Consider the following 19,758-nt stretch of genomic DNA (forward strand, 5'->3'; position numbering starts at 1 on the left):
AAAATAAAAAATAAAAAATAAAAAATAAAAAAGTGAATTGATTATGCGTTAATCAATTCACTTTAATGTTATTTTTAAGCCATTTATACTTTAGCTAAATGTTATAGGTTGTTTAAACTAATAAGCACCTTTGGCCATTAATACAGCGGGAATGGTCAAGGCTATTATTTTACAGTCCATTAAAAAACTTTGTTGCTTAATGTAAGATTTGTCTAACTGTAATTGTTCTTCAAAATTAGTGTCTGCGCGGCCAGATACTTGCCATAAACCGGTTAATCCAGGCTTAGTAAATAATCTTGGTTGGATAAAGTTATCATATTCATAAGTTTCAATTGATAATGCGGGTCTTGGACCGACTAAACACATATCCCCTCTAACAATATTAAATAATTGTGGTAACTCATCAATAGAATACTTTCTAATAAATTGGCCAATTTTGGTAATTCTAGGGTCATTAATGTACTTCTTACAAACACCTTCACGCGAGCTTTGCGATGGGTCTGGTTCTTTAAAATGTGGGTCAGATTTTAAATACATTGATCTAAATTTATACATTTTAAAATGTCGACCATTTTCACCCACTCTAGTTTGAGAAAACAATGCACCACCCAGACTTTCTGTTTTAATTAAAATCATCACAATTAGAAGTACTGGGCTAATCAGTATTAAGGCAAGTAGCGCAATACTTTGCTGTAAAATAACTGGAATGCCTTTGTGTTGGTAATTTATAACAATAGCTTTGCGCGTTTTAGTCAATAACGCCTGATTTTTAATTTTATTTAATATTTGAATAGTCATTATTTTGCTCCGGTATTTACTAAGCCAAGTAAAAAGGTTCTATATAAAAAAAGTGGGTTACCAATAACATAACGATTAAATTTTTCACGAGGTTCTTGCATTAAGCGCCAAATCCACTCCATCCCCATTTCTCTTAACCACATCGGTGAACGTGAAATATTGCCAGAATAAAAATCAAATAGCCCACCTACGGCTAATGCTGTTTTACATCGTAATTGGTCTCTGTGCTCGAGTAACCATTGTTCTTGTATAGGTGAACCCATGGCAACTAATAAAACATCACAACCACTATCATTTATTGCGGTGATAATTTTTTGGGTACTCTCAGTGCCGTTATAACCATGTTCGGTACCTGCAATTTGTAGTCCTGGAAATTGAGCGCTTAATTCATTTGCTGCTTGATCTGCAATCCCTGGCTTAGCACCAAAGAAATATAAAGATTGACTACTTTCAACACAGTTTTTACAAAGATGAGGTAACATATCTGTTCCGTTATTGTTGCCATTAAGCAAGAATCCTGCTTTTTTTGCTGCTAATCTCATACCAGAGCCATCAGCGAACAATGCATCGGCTTTTGTTAGCTGATTAAAGAAGGCTGGATTGCTAATCGACAAATTAATGGAGTGCGCATTAATAAAAAAACCTATTTTTGTTTTACTTGCAGGTATATCACTAGATGTTATCCATTCAACAGCTTCCGCCATTGAAGTATTGTTAACATCTAAACCAAATAAAGATAAGTACTTAGATTCTTTAAGTCTTTTAATTTTTTGGCCATAAATAATAATCGAGATAAAACTTTTGCTCATCAGCGCTAGATAATCAGCTAAATTACCATTGAGTTGTTGTTCAAGTAGTTGTTCGGGCGTCATCACCGTTAAACCTGTTTTAAGGTGCAAGTCATAAAGACTAAAAATTCCTGCTTTACAGTTAGTTTTGTTAAGCACACAAAACTGTATGTCGGGTGAAAGTCGATGAGTCAAGGGAATACCGCAAAAAGAAATCTTACCTAAACAAATATCAAACAAAACTGCAGTTTTTACCCAAAGACCACAACTAAAGCGGTGTAATGTTAGCTTTCTGCTTAAGGCATCAGTCTTATATTGTTTTGAAAATAAGTTTCTTCTTGTCGTTATCGCCAAGGTTATATTTAACAGGAAACAGGGAAGCAGTATTAAGATAAGGATCAGGGCTATAGGCTTATCGACAATGTTGCCAGAGTATTGATGCTTAGTAGCATCGTAGTCTGTAGACGATTGAGTTATTGTTTGTAGTGAAAATTTAGTTTTTATCATTTCAGCTAACCTAAATTATTATCAGTTAACGTGTACAGTGCTTAAGTTGTGCCAACTTGGATTTTTATTTTATCTTGCTGTTTTATAATGATTTTATTGTGTCGCGGGCTGTTTGTTCAAAAAAAGAGAAGTACTAAATTGCAAAATAAAAAATTAAATTATCATTTTGCAATATATCTTAAAATACTAACAACAGACTAATTTGGGATAAAGCGATAAGATAATATTTGTTTCACGCGACAGGTCGTCTTCATTACATGCTTTAACTGACGTTAGTTGTTTTCTATTAACAAAGGCTAGTATGCGGGCAGAGAGAGAGAAAACAATTTTATGAAATAGATTATTAATAATGCTGGTGCGCATAGGACCACAATTGCTGTGTCTAATATAGTCACTTAAGTCATAGTCAAAGGTATTATTCCATTTTTGTTCGAGCTCTTTTATAAAATCCACCCCTTTACTTAATTCTATGACATGACCGTTTTCACCCCAGCCAACCTTGTTTATTTTTTGTATGCGAGCAAGTCTGGAATCAATAATACTGGTCAGCCATTCAATGGTTTGTTTATTATTCAAGGCAATGAGAACTCCTGAATTAAAGCGATTAGAATATCCTTTTGCCATATAAATATATTTTTTATCTTCTACTATTGTTTTTAAAGCGGGGCAATTGTCATTTACCACTGTATCAGCATCTAAAAATAAAACGGTGTCATATCCTGAGAGTAAAGCTGTTCGTATTAGCGTTAATTTAAGCCAACAGCACTCTACGCCTAATTTAGAAATATAAGGCCGAGTTACCGCTTGATGGTAGTATCCTTGCTTTATTGCATAGTTTTTGTGTGTTGCTAGTTCTTTGTTATACATTAACTGGTAACCATTTAGGGCAATGCTGAGTACTAATGTTTTATTGGACATAAATGTCCCCTTACTGCAAATGGGTTAATCAACTTCTCTACCTATGAAAAGTACTTAACTAAGTAACCTGCAATAACTACTCCATTATTGATAACCCCCTCTACCAATAGGCTAGCAGCGAGTAAAAGGTTTTATATAGGTATAAATGATGATTTTTTTTTGGTTTTTTTGCAAAATGCGAACTGACGTTGATAAATATTATAAGATACAAAGATTCATGTTTAGGTTAGTAAATAAAGTAAACTAAACCAACGCCTTATAGTTAAAGAGTTGGTTTAGGTAAAAAAGTTTCGCGTGTTAGTTAATCGGTGGGTTTGCAAGCGGTAGGCGTATTTTAAAACATGTACCAACACCTACCTCACTCGTAACTGTAATTGTACCGTGATGCTTTTCAATGATGCCATGTGAAATAGGCAAACCTAAACCCGTACCTTCACCAACAGGTTTGCTGGTATAAAAAGGATCAAATATTTTTAAGATATTTTCTTCACTTATTCCTCTACCATTATCTTGCACGTAAATAATGACGTTATCTTGCTCTTGGGTTGTTGTAATAGTCAATATCCCATTGGTTGAGCAAGCATGTGAAGCATTCATAAATAAGTTAATAAAGACCTGATTTAAATCATATGGCTGCCCCATAACGTCACCACAATCGGAAAGCTCAAGATTAATGGTCATAGAGTATTTTATTTCATTAGCAGATACTTTTATGCATTCTTTAATACAGTCATTAATACTAAAAGCGGTAAAGGCTTCATCTCCTTTATAAGATATTTTCTTTAAATTTTTAACTATCTTTTTTACGCGCTCTACTCCTTCAATGGTATCGGCTAAAAGAGAAGGGATGTCAGTTATTAAATAGTCAGCATCAATTTCTTTACGCATACTTTGATATTGTTGCAACATTGAGTCAACGTTATCTTTGAGAGGTAAATTATCTTGTATAATTTTGTCGAGTTTAAAAAATTCAGTAATGTTTTCAGATAAATAAAAGAGGTTGCTGTATGAGTAAGCAATAGGATTATTAATTTCATGCGCAATACCAGCCGTAAGTTGTCCCAGTGAAGACATCTTTTCTGACTGGATAAGTTGTGCTTGAGTTGTTTTTAATTCAGCAACAACCCCTTCAAGATTTAAAACATTATCGTATAATTGTCGTGTTTTATCTTCAAGTAGCTTTTCTGCCAACTGTCGTGCCTTTTTTTCGCGGATATAGGCTGTTTTATACGCGTCTTCTTCAGTCATATTAATCCTTGAAAGATATTACTAATTTACATTTTTCGGCTCCATCATGCATGCATTCAGGGTGTTCAATTACAATAGCTTGTTCAAAGTGTTGAGCAGCACCCGCAATCAATCCTTCAGAAAGATGGCACAACTTGCGCTTAGATTGATAAAACATAATTAAATCGCCATTAGGTTTTTCATCGTATTTAAAACTGGGTAAGTAAGAATCAGGATAAACACGCTTGACTTCCTTGTGAATAACACCGTCAATACAAATGAGAAAATCTTTTAAATTATCAATATGTGATAAGTTAGCAGGGCTACTATTAAATAAATGAATAAATAAATATTCACCAAAGGTGCGAACTAACGTGGGCGGATCAACTTGGGTTAATGTCGATAGTTCAGCAACAAAAGCCATTATTTCGGAGTCTTCATACTGCATACCGTTAGTATAAATACCTTCAGAATTTGGTTTTACTTTATCTAACAACTCATTCCATACCGACATGCCCATTTTTTCAATGACCATTTCGGAAAATGTGGTGAATATAGAACCTTGCATGTTAATTTCCTTAAATTATGATAATGATAACGGTTCAATAACAATCGTAAATTGGTGTTTTTGATTAATCTCGTATTCAATCAACTTATTAATTGTGTGTTCGGTAAATTCATGACCTTCAGCTAGAATAAGTAAGTTATTTGCAGAAAATAAACCATGTTTTAATACCATGTCGGGTAAAAGTTGTCGTGTCGTTAAGCCCTGTTCAGAAATATTATCTATAACTAATTCGGGGTTGGCCATTAATATATCTAAAACTTCTTTGGCATATTTCATACCTTTCGATTTATTTAACGCGACCAGTACTTGCTTATGATCTAGCCTTTTAACATCAATCTTACCGCAAGAAAATCGCCAATAATCTCTTGCAACACTTATTATTTTACAGGCAAGCAATGTTTTACTATTAACTTTATTTTTTAGTTCTGCTAGTGAATGAAATTGATAGGTTAGTATTGCTTTTACACCATTTAAACGTTGCGCTGGTGAAAGTATTTGTTGAGCAATATCTCCCTGAGTCAAAAAAATCTTTTTTTGTTCGAAATTGAGTAAATCAAAGGGGGTACAAACAATGGTTGAATCAAACCCTAACAATCCAATTTCGTTGAGAAAACCTGATAAGCGAATATCATGCAATGCTTCTTTATCTAGACAGAGCTTTTCTCCTAATCGGCCGGCTAATTGTGCTACATTTTTCGCAAAATCAGCATTAAGATCAGGACTGATCGCAATGAAGTTAAATAACATTTTCTCACAGGCTTTATTGTCTTGTTCATTTCTTGTTAATGACGTTCTAATTTGTTTGGTGCGTAAATTTACTTTTCCTTCTAAGTCATGATTTAAACTTTTAAGTAATTTATTTTTCTTTTCAATTTTACGTTTTAAATTATGGTTTTCCTTTTTTAAATGGGTGATCTCCAAACCTTCTTCAACAGCATTAATTAGCTCATCATTATTCCAGGGTTTATTAATAAAACGATTGATTTTACCTAAATTAATTGCTGCCACGGTTGATTCAAAATCAGCATAACCACTTAATACTATTCGATAAGTATCTGGGTGTGAATTAGCCAGTATTTCTAATAACGCTGCGCCGTCCATTTCAGGCATTCTCATATCAGAAACAACGATGTCTACGGGCGTTTTCTCTAAAATCTCTAGTGCGTTTATAGCACTATTAGCAATAATGACATTATATGACTTGCGGTGAAATAAACGTTGCAAAGTCCTGAGTATAATTCGTTCATCATCAACACATAAAACAGTCATATCTGAATACAAAGCATTTTGGGTACTACTATCTGACATAATCTTTCCCTACAAATTTTACAACTGAAATAAATAGTTTTAATGATGTTAATTATAACGACCACTATATTATCTATTTTTTACTTTATAGTGATAAATAACAAACATATATTATAGTTATAACGGTTATTTATTCAAAAATTATTGATATTATTATAATTAATAAGTCAATTTACCTTAACAACATTTGTAATTGTTAAGGCGATACATTAAGTTTTACATGTGGAATAAAAAATAGTTATAGCTAAATGCAACACTGTTTTATAGAAAATTTATTGGGCTTTAGTGCTTATTTTAAGGGAAGAAATGCAAAATTTGAATAAATCGGTCATTTTATTTGTTGACGATGAACCCGCTATTTTAAGATCGCTTCAACGTATTGCGAGCAAAGTGGATGCTACTATTTTAACGGCTGCTAGCGGCGGTGAAGCACTTGAGGTGATTAAAGAATGTCATGTTGATGTCATTGTTTCTGATATCAACATGCCCAATATGAACGGCAATCAATTACTTGAACAAGTTGCTCAAATTTCACCTGAAACTGTTCGTATTGTTTTAACCGGATGTGACAACATGGATACGGTACTTAATGCGGTTAATTCAGGGCACATTTGGGGGTTTTTACATAAACCTTGGGATAACTTCGAACTTATTGTTAAGTTAAAGCAAGCATTACAGCTCCAGAATATACTTGCTGAACGTACCTTAATGCGAAGAACGATTGATCAATACCAAAAATATCACAAAGCAAAATTTGAAGGCTTTATTGGCGATTCAATTCCGATGCAATTTGTTTATTCTTGTATCGAACAAAGCGCACCTAGCAGTGCCTCTGTATTTATTACTGGGCCTAGTGGCTCAGGAAAAGAAGTTGCTGCACAGGCTATTCATCGTTTAAGTAAAAGAAAAAATGGGCCTTTTATTGCGCTCAACTGTGCCGCTATACCCTCAGAATTGATGGAATCAGAAATTTTTGGTCACATCAAAGGAGCATTTTCTGGTGCTGTTTCTAATCGTGACGGTGCAGCATCATTGGCCAACGGCGGCAGCTTATTTCTTGATGAAATTGGTGAGATGGATATCAGTTTACAGGCTAAATTATTACGTTTTATTCAAACAGGTTGTTTTCAAAAGGTCGGTAGCGGTAAAGAAGAAAAAGTAGACATTCGTTTTATCAGTGCAACCAATCGAGACCCTCAAGTTGCCATTGATGAAAAGAAACTACGTGAAGATCTCTTTTATCGGCTCAATGTTATTTCTATTGCGTTACCCGCACTAAATGAACGTGGTAGTGATATTGTGAAGTTAGCCGAATATTTCTTAAGCCACTTTAGCAAAATGGAAGAAAAAGTTTTTGCGGGTTTCTCAACTAATGCTGAGGCATTAATTACATCGTACTCTTGGCCAGGTAATGTTAGGCAACTGCAAAATATTATTCATAGTGCAACAATTATGTCTGAAGGACCCTTAATTTCTGAACAAGTGATTGTTCAGCAACTTGGTCGGCAGTTTAAGCAAGCTGTTCTTGCAACACCCCCTGCGCAAAAAGCGGTTGTCTCGGCACAAGATGATATTAATATGCAGACACCTATGCCCAATACAGCTAATTTAACACCTTCAATAATTACCTTAGCTGATGTCGAAAAGCATGCCATTGAACAAGCGGTTTCATTGTGTGAAGATAACATCGTCAAAGCGGCCAGAGAACTAGGTGTGAGTCCATCAACGCTTTATCGAAAAATTCAGCAATGGCAAGTACCAGCGCTAGATTAATACCATTTTTAATTTGCAAAAAGTGCTGGTGTTTTTTTTCAAAGTGCAAATTATTATCAGTTCAACACCTAAGTGTAAAATAAAACTTATAATAATCAGTTGATTAAAATAACTTAAATATTGGAACGAAACTTGAAGGTATCATTGTTAACGATTTAACAATGATAATTCAGGAGTGTTCTAGTGCAGTTAATGTCTTTATTAAGAACGCAATTTAATTCGGTAATTGAGCTGTTATCAAATGCTATTTGGTTACTGAGTGCCGAGTTTGTTGCTAAAGTCTCCAGAATTTTCACTATTGTTGTACTTGCCGCGCAATTATCGCCAATCTCTTATGGTACCGCTATGTTAGCGCTGGCCTTTCATGATGTCTTTGCATTAATATTACGAGCCGGTGTAGGTAGTCAAATTATTAACTGCAAACAAGCGCAAGTCGCTAGTTTTGCAAAAAGTGGTATCGTCATCCAATGGGCTATCTGTCTCACTATCGCTGTAGGTCAGTGGAGCTCTGCAGACTTTCTATCGTCACTTTATGACAATGATGACATTGCCTCATTACTCAAAATAATGGCTGTTATTTATCTGCTTTATCCTTGGGTGAGTGTAAAAATATTTTTGTTGCAGCGCGATAATAAAATGCGCTGGTTTAGTATCAGAAATGGTGTTTGTGTCATCATCGAAAATGTATCTATAGCGGTAGCGGCTTTGCTTGGAGCTGACATCTTTGCTGTTGCTTTGGGTAAAATCGCCTTTTCGCTATTTTGGTTGTTGTTATTTTCATTCGCACCGGTTCAATCATATGGCATTGGTTTTGATAAAACTGTAATCAAGCAGATGTTAAGAACATCAGGTAAGCTTTTTAATACAGAATTTTTACGAGGGATTCGAGTTCATGCCGATACTTTTATTGCCGGTAAGTTACTAACCCCCGAGCTTTTTGGTTTTTATAGTTTTGCAAAAAATGCTGGGGTAGGTTTAAGTCAGTCAATTAATCAAGTTTATATGGCTGCTTTATATCCTTATATTTGCAAGTTAGCTCGACAAGGGCAGCTATTAGCACAACAAAAGAAAATATTTGCTCTTTCATTATCTATTGGTTTTTTATTCGTTTTTCAGGCTTTAATCGCTCCTATTTATGTACCGATTCTGTTCGACGATAAATGGTCGTCTGCTGTACCTATCATCACAATATTATGCTTAGTGGCATTACCAAACTTAATTATTGATATTGCTTGTTGTTTTCAACGGGCAACAGAGCAATACCACCTTGAAACCTTTACTCGTTTAGTTTGCCTGTTAGTTTCTTTACTCACGCTCATTATTATGGTGCCAAAAGAGCCAATGGAATTTGCTGTTGTTATCTTTTTTAGCAGTCTATTTTGCTTGATCCCGCTTTACTTAATTAATGTTCTTAAACCCTTAAATTATAACCTACGTACTTTATTTAATAGGAAAAAATCACATGAAATCTAATGCAGTTCCAATAGTATCAGTTATTATTCCAATGTATAACGTTGGAAAATATATTGAACAAAGTATCAATAGCGTTCTTAAGCAAACCTATCATCATTTTGAAATTATTTTAGTGGATGATGGTTGTACTGATGATACCTTAAATAAAGTGAATCAATTTACAGACCCTAGAATTAGAATCATTCATCAAACTAATCGAGGTTTGTCTGGCGCAAGAAATACCGGTATAGATGCGGCTCGTGGTTTATATGTTGCTTTACTCGATGCTGACGATTATTGGGCTAAAGATAAATTAGCTAAGCATATTAAGCACCTATCAGCGAACCCTAAGGTAGGAGTAAGTTACTGTCCGTCATTGTTTATTAATGAAGAAGGCGTACTTTTGGGTGTTGGTCAATTTCCCAAGCTTAGCAATATAACTAAACAACATATTTTTTGTCGTAATCCTGTAGGTAATGGCTCATCGCCAGTGATTAGAAGAGCGTTATTAGCAGAAATTGGCTATTTTGGTGTTAAAAGAGATAAATATCGAAAAATGTATTTTGATGAAAGTTTGAGACAATCTGAAGATATCGAATTATGGACTCGCATAGCATTAACCACTACATGGAAATTTGCTGGTATTGCCAAACCTTTAACTTATTATCGTGTTAACGATACTGGCCTTTCAGCAGATGTTGATAAGCAGTATTCAAGCTGGCAACATGCCGTTATGCTAAACCAAGCTTCTGATCCAACTTTTTTCAAACAGTTTTATAGTTTAGCAAGGGCATACCAGCTTCGTTATTTAGCCAGACGGGCGATACAGTCTGAAAGTAAACTGACAGCTTTTAAGCTTATCCATCAAGCAATATTTTGTAATTACAGGATCCTTTTTCAAGAGCCTAGTCGCACGATAATGACCTTAGGCTGTGCTTGGTTAAAGTTTTTACCGAGCAAGCTATATCGACGAATTGAGAAGTTTGCCATGTTAAATTTTGGCAATAGTTCAATTAAACAATAAGGTTAAAATGTAATGAAGACCTATAATCTATATCAGTTCTTGTACTACTCATAATATTTATTTAGAGGCACTATGGCGCGTATTAATAAATCAGATGATAACTCAAAAGTTAATCAGCTATTAAGTGGCATGGATAAATCTGTTGCAGAAAGTTTCACTTATAAACAACGTAAAGCATTACAAAAAAGCATTAGTACTCAGGACTGGCGAAGTCACAATGTAGATTTTAGACCTACATTAGCATTGCCTTTTCTCCCTTGGAGTTTCTATATTGTTTTTCTAGTGGGTGTTAATAGAAGGGGGCTTACACACACTGAACGTTTTATTGCTTTTGCTATGTTTTTATTATTTATATTCGTCTTCGGTTTAGCCATGATTGGTTGTGTGTTTTTGTTAATTTATTTATTTAAATCATGGTTAGGAATAGATTTGTTTCCAAATGAATCTTTAGGTCTTTGGGACGCCCTCAAAAGTCTTTTCTAGCTATTTTCACGCAAAGTAAATGCTTTAACAGGCATAATGATAGATTTTTAAATAACATTGCTTACAGCTTGATAACGCTATCTGTTAGTTATCAAGCCATATGTATCACTTGCCAGAGACTCTTAGTTGATTAACCATGACTGAATAGTATCTCTGTCTGGGATAGAACCGCTATGCACATTAACATCATTAATTAAAACTGCTGGGGTAGTCATTACGCCATATTCCATAATAACTTCAGGGTCTGTTTCTTTTATTACCTGAATATTAATATTTAATTCTTTGGCTATTTTAGAAATTTTTTCAACAGTCTTTATACATTTAGTACAGCCAGTACCCAGTACTTTTATTTCTATCATAATATTTTCTCTTTAGTTAGGTGTTAAATAAAAGGGCTTAAAAAATTAAATGTCCAACCAATTAAAGTAAATGCAATAAGCAATAGAATAAAAAGTATCGTCAATAACCGCCACTGCATGACTTGCTTTAATAAGATAAATTCAGGAAAACTTGCAGCTACAGTACTCATACAAAAAGCCAGTGTGGTACCTACAGGAAGACCTTGTTTAAGTAAACTTTCCATGACAGGAATAACACCAGTCGCATTAGAATATAAAGGTATGCCAAGTAAAACTGCAGAAGGGACTGACCACCATTGCCCATCGCCTAAATGCGCTTGAATCCAACCGTCGGGAACAAAACCATGTAAAGCTGAGCCTAACCCTACACCTACGATGACCCATTTCCATACTCGTCCAAAAATTTCGCTGAGCTCTTCCTTTGCAAAAGTATGCCTTTGTTTTAACGATAATATTGCAGATTGTTTAGCTTTAACTCTTACCGTGTTTTGACCGCGTTGTAACGCTTTGGCGGCAAAAGATTGCAACCAACGTTCAGCTTTTATGGCATCAAGAAAAATACCGCCTAATATGCCAACAGACATCCCAACCACAATGTAAAGCAGGGTAAATTTCCATCCCAATAAACTAAGTAACAGCAATACTGCTACTTCATTTATCAGTGGTGATGTAATGAGAAATGACATCGTTATACCTACAGGGATCCCTGCTGATGTAAAACCCAAAAATACCGGAATACTCGAGCAAGAACAAAACGGCGTTATTGCGCCAAAACTTGAGCCAAGTAAATAACCAACCCCTGAATGTTTACCGGCTAAGTAATCACGAATACCTTCAACATTCATTGACGCTCTTAATAAAGCAATAGCGTAGATCATTATCAATAACAAAAAGAATATCTTAGTGGTGTCTTCGATAAAAAAATGAAGGGCATCGCCTAGTTTTGTTGTTCTAGATAAACCAAATATATCAACAACTAACCATGTGGCTAAATCGGTAAATATCTCAAACATAAGCTGTCCTATCGAGGTGGATAATAAGTAATAAAATAAGTTCGCTAAGGTAGTATAGATTTTGTAACACGGTTTTAAACAGCATTGACGGTAAAATTTAAACCGATAAAAGACAATAATAAGCGATTGATATACTCATTATTATAATAGTACAGCGTTGTTATACTTTGACTTAAGTCAGGTTGTCGCTAATTACTGCCGATAAAAAGACGGTAGTATTAGTAGGTGAGTTCGTTGAGGATCGATATTTTCCCTTTGCGCTATTTTAGACGTTAGGCAAAGGGTATATCTAGCAATAAGTGACTTTAAACGCCGGGTGTTGCTTGAATCACTTTATTTCTAAGCCATTTGTTAGCGGGTTCAAAGTCGAGGTTTGTATGCCAATAAAGATGCATATCAATATCAGGTAGTGTTACAGGTAATGGGTATATAACCAAATCGAGCAATTGCGCGTACATTTTAGCGGTTGTTTCTGTTGCCGTGAGCAACATATCGTTACCAGCTATAACCCGACATGCTGAAAATGTATGTTGGCACCGCAAACCTATTTTACGTTGTAATCCAAGACGAGCTAATTCGAAATCCTCAATGCTTGGTCCTGTAGAACGCGACGACACTAAAATATGGTCCATCGCTAAGTAGCTTTCTAAATCTAGTATTGCGTTAATTTGTGGATTATTTTTACGTGCAACGACTACTAATTTATCTTTTTCTAATTGGGTGTGTAATATATTGTCGCTAACGGGTAATAGAGTATCTATGGCTAAATCAATGTCGCCGCTGGCGAGTTTATTTTCCAGTTCATGGCGATTAACTCGGCGGCTACTTTGTATATTTACCCAGGGCGCTTCTTTATGAATTCTCTGTATCAAAGGCGGCAAGTAAGAAGCTTCTAAGGCAACGTGCAACGAAATGGTAAAACTTTTGCGCGAGGTCATCGGTTGAAATTGTTTTGACTGTGCTAAACATATTTGTAATTGACGTAAAGCTTCACGAACATCTGCAACTACATTATTAGCCACTACAGTAGGCCGCATTTCATTGCCTTGTCGCACAAAAAGTGGATCGTCAAAATGTGCGCGTAATTTACTCAAAGAGTGACTCACTGCTGGCTGTGACAAATTCAGTGCTGATGCTGCTTTGGTAATATTGCCTTCGCAGTAAATGGCTTCGAAGACCACAAATAAATTTAAGTCGACTTTCATCGTTATATTTCAACCTAATTCGTAAAATAAGAAATTAATATTGCCATTCTATTCATAAAATGAATAGTTAATCATTAAGTTTATTATTTAATTTAATTAGGGTCATATATTTAATCAATCGTTATTATATTTCGGCTTCTTTATTTGTAAGATGAATAGTAGGTCATAATAACTATTCATTTGTTTAATTGTTGACTGGCAATTAATATCAATATATCGAAAAAAAAGATATTTAAAGAACCTCAATTAATGATGAAGATGATAATAAGCCCGCTATTAAAATCGCAACCTATTTCTGTGAAAGGGTAAACGCATGACGGCCATCTATCTTATACGTCACGGGCAAGCCTCTTTTGGTAAAGCCGACTACGACCTCTTGTCTGAAAAAGGCAGTGAACAATCGCGCTTATTGGGTAAGTATTGGCAAGCCATATCTGCACCAGAAAAGATTTACTCGGGTGATTTGCTGCGACACGGACAAACCCTAGAACATTTCTTACTGGGTTATGAAAGTGAACCATCACCTGTGATACTGCATTCAGGGTTTAATGAGTTTAATCATCAAGAATTGTTAACTTGCTATGATGCACAATGGAAAGATTTTTCAAAAATGGCTACGATAATGAGTAAACAGCCGAGCGCAAATAAAGCTTTTCAAAAAGAGTTTGCTAATGCACTGCTTCGGTGGACAGGTGGCAACCACGACAATGAGTATAAAGAAAGTTGGAGTCAATTTAAAAAACGTTGTATTAGCGCATTACAAGATGTCATTAAGCAAGAGCTAACGGCAAGAAAAACTATTACACAAAAGAATCAACATACAAACAATATTTGTATATTTACTTCAAGTGGCACCATAGCTGTCATTATTCAGCATGTTTTAGGCTTATCTGATGAAAAAACATTAATCATCAATCAACAGTCACGCAATACTGGTGTTACTAAATTACTCTTTTCAGAAAAGAATTTAAGCATTGATTATTTTAACAATTATAGTCATTTGACCCTAGCAGGTGAAGACTGGGTGACGTTTAGATAATCGATAATATATTAGCAATTAAGAAGGAGACTTAACATGAACAAGATTAACTTATTCGATCTAACAGGAAAAATCGCTTTGGTTACTGGCGCAAGTCGTGGCATTGGTGAACAAATAGCTAAATTACTGGCGCAAAGTGGCGCCCATGTCATTGTTTCTAGCCGTAAAGTTGAAGGTTGCCAAACTGTTGTTGACGATATTATTGCCGCAGGTGGCAGCGCTCAAGCTATACCTTGTCATATTGGCGAAATGGACCAAATCGAAAACATTTTTTCTTTGATTAAAGAACAACATGGCAAGCTTGATATTTTAGTTAATAACGCCGCGGCTAATCCCTATTTTGGCCATGTGTTAGATACTGATTTAAGTGCTTTTCAAAAAACAGTCGACGTCAATATTCGCGGATATTTTTTCATGTCTGTTATTGGGGCAAAGCTAATGAAAGAAAATAATGGTGGCGCTATTGTCAATGTGGCTTCTATTAACGGTGTTATTCCTGGTGACTTTCAGGGGATTTATTCCATTACCAAGGCCGCGGTTATCTCTATGACTAAGACCTTTGCCAAAGAGTGTGCTCAATTTAATATTCGAGTTAATGCTTTATTACCCGGCGGCACCGATACAAAATTTGCGTCAACATTAGTCAATAATCCCAAGATACTTGAACAAATGTTGCATCACGTGCCGATGAAGCGTATTGCGCAGCCTGAAGAAATGGCTGGCACTGTACTTTACTTGGTTTCAAATGCATCAAGTTACACGACAGGCACTGCGATTAACGTTGATGGTGGTTATTTAATTGGCTAGGCAATAAAGTTATTAACAAGGCTCTGGCAACCGTTGGCATTAATTTGTCTGCTGCAATATTTAATATTAATAAATTTCAGGAAACACAATGAGTAATAGTAATTCAGCCAAACTTTTTGAATCATTTTCATCAGGTGCACTCACGTTAAAAAATCGTACGGTTATGGCTCCGATGACTCGGACCTTTTCGCCTAACTATATTGCCAATAACGATGTTGCAAAATATTATCGACGCAGAGCAGAAGGTAATGTCGGTTTAATTATTACCGAAGGTACTTTTATTTCGCATAAAGCGGCTAATGGCTATGAGCGAGTTCCTGCTATTTTTGGTGAAGAAGCTTTAGCTGGCTGGAAACATGTTGTCGATGAGGTACATGCTGCTGGAGGTAAAATCGTGCCACAAATTTGGCATGTTGGTTCAGTGAGAAAAGAAGGTATTGGCCCAGATAAATCAGTACCTGCCTATAGTCCATCTGGCTTATATAAACCCGGTGCCCCCAATGGTATTGAAATGAGCCAAGCCGATATTGACGAAGTTGTTGCTTCTTTTGCGCAAGCTGCTCTCGAGGCTAAAAATATTGGCTTTGATGGCGTTGAAGTTCATGGTGCTCATGGTTACTTGGTTGATCAGTTCTTCTGGGAAGGCACAAATCAGCGTGATGATGGTTACGGAGGTTCATTAGAAAACCGTACCCGTTTTGGTGTTGAAATTGTCCAAGCAATTCGCGCCGCTGTTGGTGATGATTTTCCTATTATCTTTAGATTTTCTCAATGGAAGCAACAAGACTACAATGCAAAACTTTGCCAAACACCCGCAGAGTTAACGACTTTTTTAACACTATTAAGTGATGCTGGGGTCGATATATTTCATGCGAGCACCCGCCGTTTTTGGTTACCAGAATTTGAAGGCTCGACGCTGAATTTAGCCGGATGGACGAAAAAAATAACCCATAAACCGGTAATAACCGTGGGCAGTGTTGGGCTCGACAGTGACTTCACCGGTGAAGGTAGTATGGACCTGGGCGGTGCTTCTAACCCAACCGGAATTGATGGTTTATTAACGCGCCTAAATAATGATGAATTTGATTTGGTTGCTATTGGTCGAGCGTTATTAGTCGATCCAGAGTGGGTTAATAAAATACGAGATAAAAAAGAAGACCAAATAGCCCCGTTTAATAAAGAAGCGTTAATGAAGTTAAGTTAAATAAATTAAGTCAGTTGTCGGTTGATTAATCAACTTTCAACCGACAATGATTTTTGAATATCGTGACAAAAAAATTCTCACTGCACTCGTTAGTAAACGGGCGCTATTAAATTATAGGGATCTCTCATGGATTTTGAATACAGTGACAAAGTTAACGCATTAATAAATCGTGTAAATTTATTTATGGATAAATATGTTTATCCTGCTGAACAGAAAATGCATGAACAAGTTGCACAAGAGCCTTGGTCAACACCGCCGTTAATGGAAGAGCTAAAAGCGAAAGCAAAAGCAGAAGGGCTATGGAATTTATTCTTACCTTTGAGTTATGGCAAATATAGTGCGGGTTTAACTAACTTAGAATATGCACCTTTAGCTGAAATTATGGGTAAAGTGATGTGGGCGCCAGAAGTGTTTAATTGTGCGGCTCCTGACACAGGCAATATGGAAGTTCTCGCTAAATATGGCAGTGAAGCCCAGAAAAAACAGTGGTTAGAGCCGCTACTTGAAGGAAAAATCCGTTCCGCTTTTGCCATGACAGAGCCTGAAGTCGCTTCAAGTGATGCGACCAATATTGAATTACGTATCGAACGTGACGGTGATGAATATGTCATTAACGGTAAAAAGTTTTACATCAGTGGCGCGTGCCGTAAACAATGTGAAATTATGATCGTTATGGGTAAAACCGACCCCGACAATGAAAATCGTTATATTCAACAATCGCAAGTGCTAGTGCCAATGAGAACACCCGGTGTCACTATGGTTCGCCCAATGAAAGTGTTTGGCTATGATGATTCGCCAGAAGGACATGCTGAAATTATTTTTGAAAATGTTCGAGTGCCTATCGACAATATTATTGTTGCTGAAGGTAAAGGGTTTGAAATCGCGCAAGGGCGTTTAGGTCCTGGTCGTATTCATCATTGTATGCGTTCGATTGGCATTGCTCAACGTGCGTTAGATTTAATGTGTAAGCGTGTTAATGAACGTATTGTCTTTGGTCGTCCGATGATAAAACAACAATCAATACGCGAAGATATTGCTATTTCAGCTTGTCAAATTGAACAAGCGCGTTTGATGACGTTAAAAGCGGCGCAAAAAATGGACCTTGAAGGTAATAAAGCGGCGAAAGATATTATTGCCATGATAAAAATAGTTGCACCGAATATGTCGCTTGACGTTATTGACCGAGCTATTCAATGTCACGGCGCGGTAGGGGTTAGTCAGGATACTTTTTTAGCGCATGCATATGCGGCTCAAAGAACCTTGCGTTTAGCAGATGGTCCTGATCAAGTTCACATGATGCAACTTGGACGAGATTTAGTAAAAAAATCGACATAACATTAAATGATTATTGAAATTAATCGTCTTAAATCTGAAAGAGAATAAATACATGGCAGCAAACGTACCTTTTGATGTTGAAAAACTCACCGCTTACCTAGCACTTCATCTTGATGGTTTTATCGGTCCCATTACGCTTGATAAATTTTCAGGCGGACAATCTAATCCGACCTATAAAGTGATAGCGCAGTCCGGAATATTTGTCTTGCGCAGCCAACCGCCAGGAAAACTCCTAAAATCAGCACATGCGGTTGACCGTGAATATAAAGTGCTAGCCGCGTTAAAATCTTCAGACGTTCCTGTCGCCGAGGTTTATCACCTTTGCGAAGATACTAGCATTATTGGCTCGATGTTTTATCTGATGGAATATTGTGATGGTAGCGTTTATTGGAGTGCCTCATTAGCAGAAGTCAAAACTAATGAATATCGCAGTAAAATGTATGACGCAATGAACAATGCTTTGGTTGCTTTACATCGCATCAATGTTGAAAGTGTTGGCTTAAGTGAGTACGGAAAAGCAGGTAATTATTTTCAACGTCAATATGATCGTTGGTCTGCGCAATACCGTGCCTCAGAACTCAAAAAAATAATAGCGATGGACAAGTTAAACCAATGGCTTGAAGTTAATTTACCCGCAGATGATGGCAAAGTTTGTTTAGTCCATGGCGACTTTCGCTTAGACAACATGATGTTTGCCAAAGACAAACCAGAAATTATAGCCATTCTTGACTGGGAGCTCTCAACCTTAGGACATCCGTTTTCTGATTTAGCCTATCAATGTATGGGATTACGTATGCCTCAAGGTATTGGCAGTATCGATGGCTTAAAAGGAGTAGATAGAGCCAGTCTAGGCATCCCAACGGAAGCAGAATATGTGGCAACCTATTGTCAGCGTATGGGCATTGAAAAGATAGATAACTGGACATTTTATCTCGCCTTTAGTTTTTTCAGGTTAGCCGCCATTGTTCAAGGTGTTGCCAAAAGAGCGTCACAGGGCAATGCGTCGAATGAAAATGCCAGTAAAATTGGTCAGTTTGTCGAACCTTTAGCACTGATGGCTCTTGAGATAATAGCGCAAGAAAAGGCCACCAAATAGTCGCTAGCTATTCAATTTAGCACCATGACAATAAACACGTTCAAATAATATTTTAAGGAAAAAAAATGGATCCATTATTAGATTTTACCGGAAAAGTTGCTGTTATTACGGGTGCTGCTCAGGGGTTTGGTATGTTATTAGCCCAAGAGTTAGCTCAGCGTGGTGCTAAGTTAGTGATCAGTGATATTAACGAAGCAGGTGTTAACAAGGTGGCCAATGATATTGCAGCTTCAGGCGCTGAGGTGTTCGGGCTTCAATGCGATGTTGCTAAAAATGCAGATTGTAAAGCTATGGTCGACTTAGCCATTGAAAAATTTGGTCGTGTTGACATTGGTGTTAATAATGCAGGTGTTGCTCATGATTTTCATGCGTTACACGAAATTGACGAAGCCCTGATGGATAGACAATTTGCCGTTAATGTTAAAGGTGTGCAGTTTGGCATGAGTCATCAAATTAAGCAGATGTTAACGCAACAAGGTGGCGCCATTTTAAACGTTAGCTCAATGGCAGGTCTTGGCGGTGCGGCAAAAGTTGCGGCTTACTCTATGGCAAAGCATGCCGTTATTGGTTTGACAAAAACGGGCGCTGTTGAATATGGTCGCCATAATATTCGTATCAATGCGATATGTCCTTTTTTTACCTTAACTAAAATGGTCACTGACATGGCCGATGAAAGTATGCAAAGTAAAATGAGTTTAGGTGCGCCAATGAAGCGTTTAGCCGAGCCTAAAGAAGTTGTTGCCGTGATGCTAATGATGCTGTCACCCGCGAACACTTATATGACCGGGCAATGTATCGCGATTGATGGCGGTGTATCAGCGCAGTAAACAATAATCTTGTGTTACTTTTTTAAA

Annotated in this window: 19 protein-coding genes; 10 read left to right on the top strand and 9 right to left on the bottom strand. The window is 36.5% G+C overall.

Annotated features, from left to right (window positions below; all coding sequences use genetic code 11):
• Positions 1-117 precede the first annotated feature (117 nt).
• From H4J69_RS16065 to H4J69_RS16090, 6 genes are all read right to left on the bottom strand, one after another.
• The gene (locus H4J69_RS16065) at positions 118-798 is read right to left on the bottom strand and encodes a sugar transferase (RefSeq protein WP_182231046.1); all 681 of its coding nucleotides are present in this window, start codon (positions 796-798) and stop codon (positions 118-120) included.
• A complete protein-coding gene (locus tag H4J69_RS16070) occupies positions 798-2,093 on the bottom strand; it encodes a WecB/TagA/CpsF family glycosyltransferase (RefSeq protein WP_182217048.1) in 1,296 nt (431 codons plus the stop codon). The genes H4J69_RS16065 and H4J69_RS16070 overlap by 1 nt, the downstream gene beginning before the upstream one ends.
• Positions 2,094-2,279: 186 nt before the next feature.
• Complete coding sequence (locus H4J69_RS16075) at positions 2,280-3,011, bottom strand: hypothetical protein (protein ID WP_182217050.1); 732 nt, start codon at positions 3,009-3,011, stop codon at positions 2,280-2,282.
• Positions 3,012-3,308: 297 nt separating this feature from the next.
• On the bottom strand, positions 3,309-4,259 hold the full coding sequence (locus tag H4J69_RS20385; protein WP_182217051.1) for an ATP-binding protein: 951 nt from the start codon (positions 4,257-4,259) through the stop codon (positions 3,309-3,311).
• A 1-nt stretch (position 4,260) separates the two neighbouring features.
• Entirely contained in the window at positions 4,261-4,806 is a 546-nt protein-coding gene (locus tag H4J69_RS16085; RefSeq protein WP_182217053.1) for a heme NO-binding domain-containing protein, read from the bottom strand.
• Positions 4,807-4,821: 15 nt separating this feature from the next.
• Positions 4,822-6,114: a response regulator gene (locus tag H4J69_RS16090; protein ID WP_182217055.1), complete on the bottom strand. Its 1,293-nt coding sequence runs from the start codon at positions 6,112-6,114 to the stop codon at positions 4,822-4,824.
• Between the two features lie 306 nt (positions 6,115-6,420).
• Here H4J69_RS16090 and H4J69_RS16095 point away from each other — a divergent pair, with 306 nt between their 5' ends.
• The 4 genes from H4J69_RS16095 (at position 6,421) to H4J69_RS16110 (ending at position 10,846) form a co-directional block, all read left to right on the top strand.
• A complete protein-coding gene (locus H4J69_RS16095; protein ID WP_182231315.1) occupies positions 6,421-7,887 on the top strand; it encodes a sigma-54 dependent transcriptional regulator in 1,467 nt (488 codons plus the stop codon).
• A 192-nt stretch (positions 7,888-8,079) separates the two neighbouring features.
• Positions 8,080-9,360, top strand: coding sequence for an oligosaccharide flippase family protein (locus H4J69_RS16100; RefSeq protein ID WP_259367769.1), 1,281 nt, complete (start codon positions 8,080-8,082; stop codon positions 9,358-9,360).
• Complete coding sequence (locus H4J69_RS16105) at positions 9,350-10,363, top strand: glycosyltransferase family 2 protein (RefSeq protein WP_182231043.1); 1,014 nt, start codon at positions 9,350-9,352, stop codon at positions 10,361-10,363. Before H4J69_RS16100 ends, H4J69_RS16105 begins: the two co-directional genes overlap by 11 nt.
• A gap of 72 nt (positions 10,364-10,435) precedes the next feature.
• Complete coding sequence (locus H4J69_RS16110; protein ID WP_182231042.1) at positions 10,436-10,846, top strand: hypothetical protein; 411 nt, start codon at positions 10,436-10,438, stop codon at positions 10,844-10,846.
• A 122-nt stretch (positions 10,847-10,968) separates the two neighbouring features.
• Here H4J69_RS16110 and H4J69_RS16115 read toward each other — a convergent pair whose 3' ends face one another.
• The 3 genes from H4J69_RS16115 to H4J69_RS16125 all read right to left on the bottom strand — a co-directional run bounded on the left by H4J69_RS16115 (position 10,969) and on the right by H4J69_RS16125 (position 13,423).
• The gene (locus H4J69_RS16115) at positions 10,969-11,205 is read right to left on the bottom strand and encodes a thioredoxin family protein (protein ID WP_182231041.1); all 237 of its coding nucleotides are present in this window, start codon (positions 11,203-11,205) and stop codon (positions 10,969-10,971) included.
• 23 nt (positions 11,206-11,228) lie between these two features.
• Complete coding sequence (locus H4J69_RS16120; protein WP_182231040.1) at positions 11,229-12,218, bottom strand: permease; 990 nt, start codon at positions 12,216-12,218, stop codon at positions 11,229-11,231.
• A 305-nt stretch (positions 12,219-12,523) separates the two neighbouring features.
• Positions 12,524-13,423: a LysR family transcriptional regulator gene (locus tag H4J69_RS16125; RefSeq protein ID WP_182221891.1), complete on the bottom strand. Its 900-nt coding sequence runs from the start codon at positions 13,421-13,423 to the stop codon at positions 12,524-12,526.
• Between the two features lie 313 nt (positions 13,424-13,736).
• Here H4J69_RS16125 and H4J69_RS16130 point away from each other — a divergent pair, with 313 nt between their 5' ends.
• The 6 genes from H4J69_RS16130 to H4J69_RS16155 all read left to right on the top strand — a co-directional run bounded on the left by H4J69_RS16130 (position 13,737) and on the right by H4J69_RS16155 (position 19,731).
• Positions 13,737-14,462 carry a histidine phosphatase family protein gene (locus tag H4J69_RS16130; protein WP_182217067.1) on the top strand — a complete coding sequence of 242 codons (726 nt, stop codon included), beginning with the start codon at positions 13,737-13,739 and terminating at the stop codon, positions 14,460-14,462.
• A 36-nt stretch (positions 14,463-14,498) separates the two neighbouring features.
• On the top strand, positions 14,499-15,269 hold the full coding sequence (locus H4J69_RS16135) for an SDR family oxidoreductase (protein ID WP_070376874.1): 771 nt from the start codon (positions 14,499-14,501) through the stop codon (positions 15,267-15,269).
• An 88-nt stretch (positions 15,270-15,357) separates the two neighbouring features.
• A complete protein-coding gene (locus H4J69_RS16140) occupies positions 15,358-16,473 on the top strand; it encodes an NADH:flavin oxidoreductase (protein ID WP_182231039.1) in 1,116 nt (371 codons plus the stop codon).
• A gap of 126 nt (positions 16,474-16,599) precedes the next feature.
• Entirely contained in the window at positions 16,600-17,808 is a 1,209-nt protein-coding gene (locus H4J69_RS16145) for an acyl-CoA dehydrogenase family protein (RefSeq protein WP_182173479.1), read from the top strand.
• A 52-nt stretch (positions 17,809-17,860) separates the two neighbouring features.
• The gene (locus tag H4J69_RS16150) at positions 17,861-18,904 is read left to right on the top strand and encodes a phosphotransferase family protein (protein ID WP_182231038.1); all 1,044 of its coding nucleotides are present in this window, start codon (positions 17,861-17,863) and stop codon (positions 18,902-18,904) included.
• A 65-nt stretch (positions 18,905-18,969) separates the two neighbouring features.
• A complete protein-coding gene (locus H4J69_RS16155; RefSeq protein ID WP_182231037.1) occupies positions 18,970-19,731 on the top strand; it encodes an SDR family NAD(P)-dependent oxidoreductase in 762 nt (253 codons plus the stop codon).
• The last annotated feature ends 27 nt before the right edge of the window (positions 19,732-19,758 follow it).

Origin of the sequence: Colwellia sp. BRX10-9 (genome assembly GCF_014077405.1) — a bacterium.
In the GTDB taxonomy this organism is placed as follows: Bacteria; Pseudomonadota; Gammaproteobacteria; order Enterobacterales; family Alteromonadaceae; genus Colwellia_A.

What these genes read in the sequence shown, in the direction of transcription:
- H4J69_RS16065 (WP_182231046.1), bottom strand. Translation starts at nt 798, where the DNA reads ATGACTATTCAAATATTAAATAAAATTAAAAATCAGGCGTTATTGACT.
- H4J69_RS16070 (WP_182217048.1), bottom strand. Translation starts at nt 2,093, where the DNA reads ATGATAAAAACTAAATTTTCACTACAAACAATAACTCAATCGTCTACA.
- H4J69_RS16075 (WP_182217050.1), bottom strand. Translation starts at nt 3,011, where the DNA reads ATGTCCAATAAAACATTAGTACTCAGCATTGCCCTAAATGGTTACCAG.
- H4J69_RS20385 (WP_182217051.1), bottom strand. Translation starts at nt 4,259, where the DNA reads ATGACTGAAGAAGACGCGTATAAAACAGCCTATATCCGCGAAAAAAAG.
- H4J69_RS16085 (WP_182217053.1), bottom strand. Translation starts at nt 4,806, where the DNA reads ATGCAAGGTTCTATATTCACCACATTTTCCGAAATGGTCATTGAAAAA.
- H4J69_RS16090 (WP_182217055.1), bottom strand. Translation starts at nt 6,114, where the DNA reads ATGTCAGATAGTAGTACCCAAAATGCTTTGTATTCAGATATGACTGTT.
- H4J69_RS16095 (WP_182231315.1), top strand. Translation starts at nt 6,421, where the DNA reads ATGCAAAATTTGAATAAATCGGTCATTTTATTTGTTGACGATGAACCC.
- H4J69_RS16100 (WP_259367769.1), top strand. Translation starts at nt 8,080, where the DNA reads ATGTCTTTATTAAGAACGCAATTTAATTCGGTAATTGAGCTGTTATCA.
- H4J69_RS16105 (WP_182231043.1), top strand. Translation starts at nt 9,350, where the DNA reads ATGAAATCTAATGCAGTTCCAATAGTATCAGTTATTATTCCAATGTAT.
- H4J69_RS16110 (WP_182231042.1), top strand. Translation starts at nt 10,436, where the DNA reads ATGGCGCGTATTAATAAATCAGATGATAACTCAAAAGTTAATCAGCTA.
- H4J69_RS16115 (WP_182231041.1), bottom strand. Translation starts at nt 11,205, where the DNA reads ATGATAGAAATAAAAGTACTGGGTACTGGCTGTACTAAATGTATAAAG.
- H4J69_RS16120 (WP_182231040.1), bottom strand. Translation starts at nt 12,218, where the DNA reads ATGTTTGAGATATTTACCGATTTAGCCACATGGTTAGTTGTTGATATA.
- H4J69_RS16125 (WP_182221891.1), bottom strand. Translation starts at nt 13,423, where the DNA reads ATGAAAGTCGACTTAAATTTATTTGTGGTCTTCGAAGCCATTTACTGC.
- H4J69_RS16130 (WP_182217067.1), top strand. Translation starts at nt 13,737, where the DNA reads ATGACGGCCATCTATCTTATACGTCACGGGCAAGCCTCTTTTGGTAAA.
- H4J69_RS16135 (WP_070376874.1), top strand. Translation starts at nt 14,499, where the DNA reads ATGAACAAGATTAACTTATTCGATCTAACAGGAAAAATCGCTTTGGTT.
- H4J69_RS16140 (WP_182231039.1), top strand. Translation starts at nt 15,358, where the DNA reads ATGAGTAATAGTAATTCAGCCAAACTTTTTGAATCATTTTCATCAGGT.
- H4J69_RS16145 (WP_182173479.1), top strand. Translation starts at nt 16,600, where the DNA reads ATGGATTTTGAATACAGTGACAAAGTTAACGCATTAATAAATCGTGTA.
- H4J69_RS16150 (WP_182231038.1), top strand. Translation starts at nt 17,861, where the DNA reads ATGGCAGCAAACGTACCTTTTGATGTTGAAAAACTCACCGCTTACCTA.
- H4J69_RS16155 (WP_182231037.1), top strand. Translation starts at nt 18,970, where the DNA reads ATGGATCCATTATTAGATTTTACCGGAAAAGTTGCTGTTATTACGGGT.